This is a genomic window from Halorubrum yunnanense, assembly GCF_026586675.1.
Classification (GTDB): domain Archaea; phylum Halobacteriota; class Halobacteria; order Halobacteriales; family Haloferacaceae; genus Halorubrum; species Halorubrum yunnanense.
In genome coordinates this window covers 100,421-111,136 of record NZ_JAODIX010000039.1, presented here as the reverse complement: position 1 = coordinate 111,136, position 10,716 = coordinate 100,421, and the positions used below count along the sequence as shown (strand labels likewise).

Genomic DNA, 10,716 nt, shown 5'->3' with positions numbered 1-10,716 from the left:
TACGACTCGCGCCCCGTGGGCGCTCGCCGGCACGCGCCACCGCAGTTCAGCTTATAAATACACGCTGCTCCCTCGCTCAGTCACTTATAAATCGCTCTCGCTCTGCGAGCGCGAACTCGGTCCCGTACCGCTCGACTAGGGGCTTGTAGGCCTCCCCGAGAGCCCGCATGCACGCGCCCCCCGACACGTAGCCGAGCTCGTCGGCGACCGACTCGGTCGGTCGGCCCTGGAGGACCTTCTGAACGAGGAGGCGCTTCTCGCGGTCGTCGAGGACGTCGCCGCTCTCTCCGTCCCCCCCGACTAGCGCCGCCATCGCCAAGTCCCGGAACGCGCCGGGCGCGCTGTCGTACATCCCGGGGCCGAACGACGCGCCGACCACGGAGCGCCACTCGGTCTCGGTCAGGTCCACGGGGACCGGCGCCGGACAGGCGCGGAGCGCGCCGACGACCACGTCCGAGTCGACGTCGCGGTGGGCGTCCGAGAGGCCGTCGCGCTCGCGGTCCCGGAAGGCGGCGGCGTGGCGGGAGCACAGCTCGCGGCCGGGCCCCGTTTCCGGCCGCAGCATGACCGCCGAGTGCTCGCCGGAGGCGTCGTTGCGCGAGGTCGAGAGGTGAACGGTCCGGTAGCCCGCCCGCCGCCAGAACCGGAGGAGCCGCGGGGTCGCGCCGTAGCCGACCGAGAAGTAGTCGACGCCGCGCGCGTCCTCGCCGCCCCCCTCCCCGAACTCGGCGTGGATCTCGTCGAGCAGCCGAGCCCCGAACCCCTCGCCTCTGAGCGCGTGATGGGTCGCGATCCGGACCGTCCTGACTCCCCGTGGCTCGGCGGCGCCCTCGTCGCGCAGCTGGCTCGTGAGCACGTCCGGCACCATGTTGCCGCGGACCCGGTCGCCCTCGTACATCGCCCGGCGGGTCTCCGCGTCGAGTCCGCCCTCTCGCGCGAGCAGCGCGACGGCGACGACCCGTCCCCGGGCGACGAGCGCGCGAGCGGCGAGGTTCGGCGCGTCGAGCAGCCGCGCGAGGTCGTTCGGGTCGGTGCGGTAGTGGGCGGCGACGAGCAGCCCGAACGCCTCCCCGAGCAAGGCCTCGTTCGCGAGCAGGTCGTCGGGCGCGAGCGCTCGATAGACCGACTCCTCGACCGAGACTCCCGCGACCGCCTCGTCGACCGCCGGGCGCGCGTCGAGCAGGAGCGCCCGCGACGCCCACGCCTCGACGGGATCGTTCCGGGCGTACCGGATCGGCTCGTCGAGCCGGACGTCCCGCACCGCGAGCGGCCCGTCGAGCAGGCGCTCGCGGAACCGGATCGCGAACCCCCGGCCCGCGCCCTCGTAGCCGTGGACCGTCGTGCAGAACGCGAGCGAAACCCCCGCGTCGAGGAATCCCTCCAGCAGCCGCACCGGGAGCGCGGCCGCCTCGTCGACGATCGCGACGTCCGGATCGCCGGGGAGCTCCGCGGCCTCGGCCGGCGGGAGGTATCGGACACGCCCGCCTCCCGGAGCGTCGACGCGGCGAATGTCCTCCGCAGCGACGTCCCCTTCGCCCCCGGCGCCCCCCGACCCAATCAGCTCGCTCGCCCGCGCGAACACCTCGGCGGCGTTGCGGAACGCCGGCGCGGTGACGAGGACGTCGGCGCCGTCGAGCGCGAGCGCGCCGGCCGCGAGCCCCGCCGCGCTCGACTTCCCACGCCCCCGGTCGGCCTCGACGACGACCGCGTCGCCGGGGGTCGCGAGCGACTCGAACGCGCGCACCGCCCGAGCCTGATCGGCCGTGAGGCACGCCTCGTACGCCGCGGCGGGGAACGTCGCGTTCGGCGGGACGCTCGGTCGACCTCTCGGCTCGCCTCGCTCCCCCGCTTCCCCCGTGAGCCCGTCGCGCTCGACGACGTCGGCCTCGGCTCCGTCCGCGTCGAACGAGACGATCGCGATCCCCGGGTGCGTTCGTAGGGTGCCGACGAACCGATCGCGGAATCGGCCGGTCACGTCGCCGATCCCGTAGGGCGGGACCGCGAGCGAGTCGTCGAAGCGGTCGCGAACCGCCGGCCAGTCGTCGAGCGCCGGGGTGAGGAGGACCAGGAGCCCGCCGCCGTCGACCGCGCCGACGCACCGGCCGAGCGCGTTCGGCACAAACCGCCCGTGACAGTCGAGGACGACGACCTCACGGGTGCGGCCGAGCAGCTCGCCGGCGTTCCGAGGGCGGTGCTCCTCGAACCGGAACCCCTCGCGGGTGGAGACGATCGCGGTTGAGTCGGGGTCGACCGCCTCGATCGCGTCGTAGGCCCCGTCGATCCCGCGGTCGCGGTCGCCGGCGCACACGAGGACGCGCCGCTCGTTCGCCGCCTCGGCCTCCCGTTTCGCGTCCCGCGCGAGCCCCGCGATCATTCGTTCGGTCGTCGTTGCCGGGGACCGGGGATGTGTCTTGCCCTCCGATCGCCAGTCCGTCCCTCCCGAATCGCCGAGTCCCTCCGCGAGGCGGGAGGCTTACGGCCTCCCGGGGCCTCCTGTCGCCCATGACCACGGTCACGCTCATCGGCACGCGGCTCGCGGACGCGGGGCGCGAGTTCGTTTACGAGGGCGAGTCGCCCGACTGCGAGGGGTGCCCCTACCGGAGCCAGTGTCTCAACCTCTCCGAGGGGACCCGGTACCGCGTGACGGGGATCCGCGAGAACGCGCAGGTTCTCGATTGCGCCGTCCACGACGCCGGCGTCCGGGCGGTCGAAGTCGAGCCCGCGCCCGTCCCCGCGAACGTCCCGTCGAAGCAGGCGTACGCCGGCAGCCGCGTCTCGCTCGCGGGGCCGTGCCCGCACACCGAATGCCCGAGCCACGGGTACTGCGTCCCCGACGGCGCCGACTTCGACGACGAGCGCGTGATCGACCAGGTGCTCGGCGAGCCGCCGCACGACACCTGCGCGCTCGACCGGGAGCTGACGCTAGTGGAGTTCCGAGCGGAAGACGAGTAGAGAGAAACTCGCCGCGCGACGCCGCCTACAGCTCGGTGACCGCGTTCAGCGTGATCCGGATCGCGCGCTCGACGTTGTCCTTCGCCTTCTCCGGCAGCTCGTCGTCGGAGTCCGCGCCCTTCTGTGACCCCGCGACGAGGTTGCCGTCGACGGTACAGATGGCGCCCGCGGCGAGCCCCTTGCGGCGCGCGAGCGAGAAGACGGTCGCGGCCTCCATCTCGATCGCGAGCAGGTTCGCATCGTTCCAGTCGTCGACGTACTCGTCGTCCTCGTTGTAGAACGCGTCGTCGGAGACGATGGGGCCGACGTGGATCTCCTCGTCGTTCTCCTCGGCCGCCCCGACGAGGCCCGTGAGCACGTCGTAGTCGGGGACAGCCGGGTAGTTCGCGGACTCGTACCGCTTGCTCGTCCCCTCCTCCTTCGCCGCGCCCGTCGCGACGACCATATCGCCGACCTCCATGTCGGCCTGGAGCGCCCCGCAGGTGCCGCACCGGACGAACGTCTCGACGCCGACCCGCGAGAGCTCCTCCACCGCGATTGCGGCCGACGGGCAGCCGATTCCGGTCGAGCAGATCGTGAGGTCGGTCCCCTCGTAGCTCGCGTTGACGACCTTGTACTCGCGGTTCTGTGCGACGACCTCGCTGTCGTCACAGCGGTCCGCGATCCGGTCGACGCGGCCGGGATCGCCCGGGATGACCGCGATCTCGTGTACGTCGCCCTCCTCGACCAGCAGATGCGGCTGTTTCGCCATACGAGCGGGGACAGCCGCCGCGCGCAAAAACGGACCGGTCGGCAGGCGGGGGTGGCGCCGCGAGACGAATTTCATATCGCGCTATGGGATTTATGAACGGACCGAGACGCCGTCGGTCCCCGCTCGATGAAACCGACGGCTTCGGCCGGATCGGCCGATTTATCGCTCGACGACCTCCAGTTCGCGTATGCCCGACGCGAACGCCTCGCTCGCCTCGACGCTCGGCGCCCTCACGGCCGCGTTCCTCGTCGTCACGCTGGTCGCGGGAACGCTGTTCGACTTCAACTGGACGCAGGCGGTGCTGCTCGGCGGGTTCGCCGGCGTCGTGGCCGTCGCGTCGGCGTGGCTGACGGATCGGCGGGCGAACGGCGACTGAACCGTCCCGGCCTCGACCGCGCCCGCCCGAGTATCGCGACTGAGAGGTCGGACGGAGGCTTTTATACCCGCTCGGCGTCGACATCGCACAATGCGATTCAGTCGCGACCGTCGGGGCCAGTCGGTCGTGGTCGGGACGGTGATCCTGTTCGGGTTCCTGATCTTGGCGCTGTCGCTGTATCAGGTACAGATCGTTCCGCAGCAGAACGCGGAGGTGGAGTTCCAGCATTTCGAAGAGGTCCGCAACGATCTCGTCGAGCTTAGGGCGTCGACCTTGGAAGAGGGTAGTAGCGATCGACCGAAGTACGAGACGGTCCGATTAGGTACTACCTATCCAACCCGTATATTTGCGATTAATCCGCCGGCACCAGCTGGGACGATACAAACGACAAGCAGATCATACAATATCACGATCGATCCTGAATCTGCCGACCCGATTAACGTCTCTACCCGATTCCTCCAGTACAGACCGGGATACAACGAGATCGACGCGTCGTCGACGTGGTACGACGCATCCGTGCTTTATGTTGACGCTACTGATAGGGGTGGTGGGATCGCAGTGATCGAAGACCAGGCTCTTGTCGAAAATGGTGATGTCCAGATCGTCGCTCTCCAGAACGAGTTCCGCCGAAGTGGGACAGGTCGAGTGACCGTCGAACTTCACTCGGCTGAAAATACCATCGAACAGCTTCCCGAAGGCAACGTTACAGTCACGGTTCCGACGCGACTGAACGGGAGCGAATACTGGAACACCGAGGCCAACATTTCGAGCGACGTGTATGGTGGTGTCACGAGCGATAATAACGATGATGGCGTCCATAACCTGACCCTTGAGACAACTGCCTCCAATCTGACGGTAGATACGGTTGGAATTCAACAAGCGCCGGAAGAATCGATTCAAAAAGATGACAAAGATGGTTCTAATCCCGGAAATGGGAGCGACTTTGATCGGGTTTACAACGTTTCGTGGAACGATCCAGGTCTATTGTCGATTGGATCCAATCGATTAAATGGCACTGTTGAGAGCGACGGCGAACCACTGGACAGTGCTACTGTGGACTTCGCAACGAACTCCTCGATAGCGATATTCCAGGATACGTCTGCGACGACCACTAATGGCAATTTCACGACGAATGTTACTACTACACAAGGAGGTACCGCTACGTTGTTTGCGGCATCAGGCGACGATGTCGATCAGATCCAAGTGGAGATCGTAGAGGTTCCCGGCACAATGGCAGAACGCACCGCTATTGTAGACTCTAACTCAGAATCATTCGGTACTAGTAATTCCGAACTGCGGTTTACAATCGAAAATACTGGTACCGAAAATGTAATCATTTCTGGTATTAGGGTTGATAGTTCTAGTCGAAATAACGTCGACCATATCTCTGGAACCCCTACCTTCCGAGATACTGGTGGTCAAGTATTCTTTGAGAATCGTATCAACTTCGGTGATCAGGTAGATATCAATGATATTGATATCGATGGAAGCAACGATATCCGTGTCGAGCTCGGTGAATTTAGACAACAATCTGGACCCAATTCTAAGATACGATCTATGGCGGGGGAGTCTGTCGATATCACTTTGTTCTTTGACGACGGGAGCTCAGCTCAATTCACAGTATCAACCTGATTGTCACCACAATCGACGTAACCCACCATCGACAAAGCCATATGCCGGCCGCATGAACGACCGTGTATGACCGCAGTCGGGATCGACGGCATCGAGATCTGGACCGGGAAGCTCAAGCTCGACCTGCCGGGCACGTTCGCGCCGGAGAAGGGCGACGACCCCGAGAAGTACACGAAGGGGCTCGGGCTCACCAACTCCTCGTTCCCCGACGTGTACGAGGACATCGTCACGATGGGGGCGAACGCCGCAAAGGGGCTGATGGACCGGAAGGGGCTCGTTCCCGAGGACGTCGGCCGGATCGACGTCGCCACGGAGTCGGCGTTCGACCACTCGAAGCCGGTGTCGACGTACATCGCGGGCTGCCTCGAACAGGTGTACGACGGCGACTTCACCCACGCCAACAAGGGCGAGCGCAAGTTCGCCTGCCTCGCCGGCACGCAGGCCATCGACGACGCGTACAACTGGATCCGAGCGGGCCGCAACCGCGGCCGTCCGGCGATCGTCATCACGACGGACACGGCGCTGTACGCCCGCGGCGACCCGGGAGAGGCGACGCAGGGCGCCGGCGCCATCGCGATGCTGATCGACGAGGACCCCTCCGTCGTCGAACTGTCGACCGAGCAGGGGTACGGGTCGAAAGACGAGACGGACTTCCTCAAACCGAACCAGCAGTTCCCCAGCGTCGACGGGAAGCGCTCGGTCCAGGTGTACCTCTCCCGGATGCGCGAGGCCCTGGAGGACTACGAGTCCGTCACCGACGACATCGAACTGGAGGACTTCGCGTACGCCCCCTTCCACACGCCGTTCCCCGGGATGGTCCGGAAGGCGGCGCTGTTGGCGTACCGGCACGTCATCCGCGACACGGCTCACGAGGACGCCTTGGCCGACGAGATCGGCCGCCAGCCCCGCGAGAGCGAGTACGAGGACCGCGAGGCGTACGAGGAGGCGATCCGCGGGTACATGGACGAGCTGAAGACCACCGAGCAGTACCAGTCGTGGTACGACACGGCCGTCGAGCCGACGCTCGGGCTCTCTCGCGAGGTCGGAAACTGGTACACCAGCTCCGTCCACATCGCTCGCGTGAGCGCCCTGCGCGACGCGCTGACCCGCGACCGCGGGTTCGTCGGCGACACGCTGCTCGTCGCCTCCTACGGCTCCGGCGCGCAGGCCGAGATCCACGCGGAGACGATCCGCGAGGGATGGCGGGCCGAGATCGAGGGGCTCGACATCGACGAGCAGCTCGACGCCCGCTACGACCTCACGTGGGAGGAGTACGAGGACGTCCACGATGTCCACGAGTACGACATGGACGTCGAACGCGAGATAGAGGAGTTCACCCAGCCCGACGGGGAGTTCGTCTTCACCGGCTGGGGCCGGATGAACGAGCGGAAGTACGAGTACGCCGAGTAGCGCTGCGCCCCCGACGCTCGGCCTCGCTCCGATCCGCGAGTCGCCCGCAGCGGCCCGCAACCCCGTGAAAACGGCTCACACGGGCCGTACGCGATACGATGGTTTTAAACGACGCTGGCGTGAATCGACACCCAATGGTAACCATCTACGACGTGCCGGCCGACGACCTCATCGAGGCCGTCGCGGCGCGACTCGAGGACCGCATCGACGAGCCCGACTGGGTCGAGTTCGCCAAGACCGGCGCCGGCAAGGAGCTCCCGCCGGAGCAAGACGACTTCTGGTACGTCCGCTCCGCGAGCCTCCTGCGCAAGGTCGCCCAGAACGAGCCGATCGGCATCGAGCGGCTCGCGACCGAGTACGGCTCGAAGAAGCGCGGCTCGAACCGGTACATCGTCCGCCCCGGCCGCCACTCGTCCGGCTCCCGCAACCTCATTCGCTCGTCGCTGCAGGCCCTCGAAGAGGAGGGACTCGTCACGACCGCCGCCGGCGAGGGCCGCCGCGTCTCCGACGAGGGCGAGGCGTTCCTCTCCGAGGTCGCCACCGAGGTCTTCGAGGACCTCGACCGTCCGGAACTCGAACGCTACGCGTAGATAGCAGTTCGCTTTCTCGCTCTGCTCCTGTCATTGAGCCGCGGGTCTCGCTCCGCGGAATTCGGCAAGGTCCGGCCGTACGCCGCCCGCTCCCGGCAGATCAGTCAAGGAGAGGCCTCATCGCCATTTCGCCTACGTAAATCAGATATGGCTATATCAAAACCGATCGCACCGACGCACCTCACCCTGCCGGACTGGTTACGGTCGGCTGTGGACGTGTCGACGGATACCGTAATAAAAGACGTTGAGCGGGCGATCCCTCCGAGCGCGACGCGCTATCCCGTGTTCTTCATCCCGGCGGCGATGCCGTTGACGGTGAGCCGGAGGGTGCGCTCCTCCTCTTCGGTGCGGTGCGTGCGGCCGAGGAGGTTCGCCTGCAGCAGGTTCAACGGGTCGACGTAGGGGTTCCGCCGGTCGAGGCTCTCCTCGAGCCACTCGCGCCGGAGGAGCTGGTCGCGGCCGCTGATCGCCAAGACGAGCTCCCGTCCGCGCTCGTACTCCCCGATCAGCTCGGGGAAGAAGCGCTCGCGGAGCTCGTCGTCGGCGAGGTCGGCGTACTCGGCGGCGATTTCGGGCTCAGTGCGCGCGAGCGCGAGCCCGGCGTTGTCGAGGGTGGTACGGAAAAAGGGCCACTCCTCGTACATCTCGCGGAGCGTCTCAAGCCCCTCCTCTTCGCCGACTTCGTCGAGGTAGGCGTCCATCCCGGAGGCGAGCGAGTACCAGCCCGGCAGGATGAGCCGCGTCTGTGTCCACGAGAACACCCACGGGATGGCGCGGAGGTCCTCGACGGTGCGCTCGCCGGAGCGCGAGGCGGGCCGCGAGCCGAGGTTGAGGTCCTCGACGACCGAGATCGGGGTCGCCTGCCCGAAGTAGGAGACGAACCCGTCGGTGTTCAGCAGGTCGCGGTACGTCTCGCGGGCCGCGGGGGCCATCGTCTCCATCGCGTCGACCCACCTGTCGGGGACGTTCTCGGTCGGCTCTTGGTTGGCCTCGTGGCGGGCGCGGATCTGCGCGTCGAGCATCTGTTCGAGTTCGCGCTCCGCGATCCGCGGGTTGGCGTATTTTTCGGCGATCGCCTCGCCCTGCTCGGTAAACTTCACCTGTCCGGTGACGGTCTCGTTCGGCAGCGCGAGCAGCGCCTCGTTCATCGGGCCGCCGCCGCGCGAGATGGAGCCGCCGCGGCCGTGGAAGAGCCGGAGGGTGACGTCCTCCTCGCGGCAGAACCGCGCGATCCGGCGCTGGTTCTCGTAGAGGTCCCAGTTGGCGGCGAGGAACCCGTTCTCCTTGTTGGAGTCGGAGTAGCCGAGCATCACCTCCTGCACGTCGTCGCGCACGTCCAGTGCGGTCGCGTACGCCTCGTTATCGAACAGCCTGCCGAGGATGCGCTCGGCGCCGTTGAGCGCGGATTCGGTCTCCAGGAGCGGGACGACGTCGAGCCCGCAGTGGTCCGGCAGCGAGACGGCGCCGACCTGGTCGGCCAGGAAGAGCACCTCGAGCACGTGGCTCGGCTCCTCGGTCATCGAGATGCAGTAGGTGTCGATCGCCTGCTGGCCGTACTCCGTCTGCCACTCGGCGAGTTCGCTGAATCGCTCGAGCACGCGTTCGGTCGTCTCGGAGACGTCCCCGGGCTCATCGGGGTCGATGACGGGGTCCTCTTGGAGGATGGCCTCGGTGAGGAACTCCTCGCGGGCCGCTTCGTCCATCCCGCGGTAGTCGACGCCCTCGCTCGCCACCGCATCCGCGACGGCTTCGGTGTGGTTCTCCCGGTGGTCGCGGAGGTCGAGCGACGCGAGCGTGAACCCGAACGTGTCCACCTGTCGGCGGAGCGGCTCGACGAACGACTCGCGGACCGCGTCCTGCCCGTCGGCCCGGAGCGACTCGGCGATGACGTCGAGATCGGCGAGGAACGCGTCGCCGTCGGGGTACTCGCCCGGGCGGACGTCGTCGACGCGGTCGAGCCGCTCGCGCATCAGCCGAAGCTTCTGGCGGTACGGCTCGTCGGGGTAGCGCTCCCGGGCCTCCTCGACGACGGTCGGGAACCGCTCGGCGTCGTCGGCGAGCGACTCGGTGAGTCGGTCGTCGATCGCGTAGCGCTCGCCGTCCTGGCTCAACACGGCGGAGAGCCGCTTGCACCGGTCGCGGTACTTCTCGATGGCGACCGCCCGCTGGCGCTCGAGCGTCTCGTCGGTGACCTCGGGCGTGACGAAGGGGTTGCCGTCGCGGTCCGACCCCGCCCACGACCGGAACTCGAACAGCTTCGGGCAGTCGATCCCGTCGTACTCGTTCGAGATGGTCTCCTCGAACTCCTCGTAGGCGTCGCCGACGACGTCGAAGAGGGTGTTCTCCAGGTACCAGCCGACGTTGCGCGCCTCGTCTTCCGGCTCCGGGCGGCGCTGGCGCACCTGTCGGGTGCCCCAGAGGCTCGTCACCTCGGCGGTGACGTCGCGCCAGGTCGCGTTGCGCTCGCGATCGGTGAGGTTGCGCTCGTCGAGGTCCTCGAGGTGGTTGGCGATCGACCGCAGCTTCGCCTTCACCGTCGCCCGCCGGGCCTCGGTCGGGTGCGCGGTGAACGTCGGCTCGATGAGCACGTCCTCCAGCAGCTCCTGTAGCTCGTCCGCCCCGACCCCCTGCTCCGCGAACTCCTCGACCGTGGCCTCGAAGGAGTCGTGGAGCGCGCCCTCGTCGTCGGCGTTCCGGATGGACCGGACCCGCTCGCGCTCCTCGGCGAGGTTGATCAGCTCGAAGTAGGTGGTGAACGCGCGGGCGACGATCTCCTCCCGCCCCGAGGAGAGATCGCCGACCGACTCGTGCAGTCGGTCGCGGCTCTCCGCGTCGCCGCGCCGGTACCGGATCGCCGCGTTCCGGAGGTCTTCCACCGTCTCGTACGCTTCCGTGGAGGCCTGCGCGGCGAGGACGTCGCCCACGAGCGCACCGAGCTCCCTGACGTCCGTCCGCACGTCTCGATTGTGCAACTCCATACCATACATCCAGCCGTCGCCGCGGGT

The 10,716-nt window shown here is 67.3% G+C and carries 8 protein-coding genes; 5 read left to right on the top strand and 3 right to left on the bottom strand.

Features of this window, described 5'->3' with window-relative positions; translation table 11 throughout:
* Positions 1-76 precede the first annotated feature (76 nt).
* Positions 77-2,374, bottom strand: a complete 2,298-nt coding sequence (gene tmcA, locus N5096_RS10660) for a tRNA(Met) cytidine acetyltransferase TmcA (RefSeq protein ID WP_267664596.1) — start codon at positions 2,372-2,374, stop codon at positions 77-79.
* Positions 2,375-2,502: 128 nt separating this feature from the next.
* On the opposite strand from tmcA, the gene N5096_RS10655 reads away from it, so the two are divergent.
* Positions 2,503-2,952, top strand: a complete 450-nt coding sequence (locus N5096_RS10655) for a UPF0179 family protein (RefSeq protein ID WP_267664595.1) — start codon at positions 2,503-2,505, stop codon at positions 2,950-2,952.
* A gap of 25 nt (positions 2,953-2,977) precedes the next feature.
* On the opposite strand, the gene N5096_RS10650 is transcribed toward N5096_RS10655, so the two are convergent.
* Complete coding sequence (locus N5096_RS10650; RefSeq protein ID WP_267664594.1) at positions 2,978-3,703, bottom strand: guanosine phosphorylase; 726 nt, start codon at positions 3,701-3,703, stop codon at positions 2,978-2,980.
* A 187-nt stretch (positions 3,704-3,890) separates the two neighbouring features.
* On the opposite strand from N5096_RS10650, the gene N5096_RS10645 reads away from it, so the two are divergent.
* The 4 genes from N5096_RS10645 to N5096_RS10630 all read left to right on the top strand — a co-directional run bounded on the left by N5096_RS10645 (position 3,891) and on the right by N5096_RS10630 (position 7,711).
* The gene (locus N5096_RS10645; RefSeq protein ID WP_267664593.1) at positions 3,891-4,079 is read left to right on the top strand and encodes a hypothetical protein; all 189 of its coding nucleotides are present in this window, start codon (positions 3,891-3,893) and stop codon (positions 4,077-4,079) included.
* 90 nt (positions 4,080-4,169) lie between these two features.
* Positions 4,170-5,711, top strand: a complete 1,542-nt coding sequence (locus N5096_RS10640; protein WP_267664591.1) for a hypothetical protein — start codon at positions 4,170-4,172, stop codon at positions 5,709-5,711.
* 66 nt (positions 5,712-5,777) lie between these two features.
* Entirely contained in the window at positions 5,778-7,121 is a 1,344-nt protein-coding gene (gene hmgB / locus N5096_RS10635) for a hydroxymethylglutaryl-CoA synthase (protein ID WP_267664589.1), read from the top strand.
* 134 nt (positions 7,122-7,255) lie between these two features.
* Positions 7,256-7,711 (top strand): 30S ribosomal protein S19e, encoded by a 456-nt coding sequence (locus N5096_RS10630; protein WP_267664586.1) that lies wholly within the window; start codon positions 7,256-7,258, stop codon positions 7,709-7,711.
* Positions 7,712-7,986: 275 nt separating this feature from the next.
* On the opposite strand, the gene ppc is transcribed toward N5096_RS10630, so the two are convergent.
* Positions 7,987-10,689, bottom strand: a complete 2,703-nt coding sequence (gene ppc, locus N5096_RS10625; RefSeq protein ID WP_267664584.1) for a phosphoenolpyruvate carboxylase — start codon at positions 10,687-10,689, stop codon at positions 7,987-7,989.
* Positions 10,690-10,716 lie beyond the last annotated feature (27 nt).

What these genes read in the sequence shown, in the direction of transcription:
- tmcA (WP_267664596.1), bottom strand. Translation starts at nt 2,374, where the DNA reads ATGATCGCGGGGCTCGCGCGGGACGCGAAACGGGAGGCCGAGGCGGCG.
- N5096_RS10655 (WP_267664595.1), top strand. Translation starts at nt 2,503, where the DNA reads ATGACCACGGTCACGCTCATCGGCACGCGGCTCGCGGACGCGGGGCGC.
- N5096_RS10650 (WP_267664594.1), bottom strand. Translation starts at nt 3,703, where the DNA reads ATGGCGAAACAGCCGCATCTGCTGGTCGAGGAGGGCGACGTACACGAG.
- N5096_RS10645 (WP_267664593.1), top strand. Translation starts at nt 3,891, where the DNA reads ATGCCCGACGCGAACGCCTCGCTCGCCTCGACGCTCGGCGCCCTCACG.
- N5096_RS10640 (WP_267664591.1), top strand. Translation starts at nt 4,170, where the DNA reads ATGCGATTCAGTCGCGACCGTCGGGGCCAGTCGGTCGTGGTCGGGACG.
- hmgB (WP_267664589.1), top strand. Translation starts at nt 5,778, where the DNA reads ATGACCGCAGTCGGGATCGACGGCATCGAGATCTGGACCGGGAAGCTC.
- N5096_RS10630 (WP_267664586.1), top strand. Translation starts at nt 7,256, where the DNA reads ATGGTAACCATCTACGACGTGCCGGCCGACGACCTCATCGAGGCCGTC.
- ppc (WP_267664584.1), bottom strand. Translation starts at nt 10,689, where the DNA reads ATGGAGTTGCACAATCGAGACGTGCGGACGGACGTCAGGGAGCTCGGT.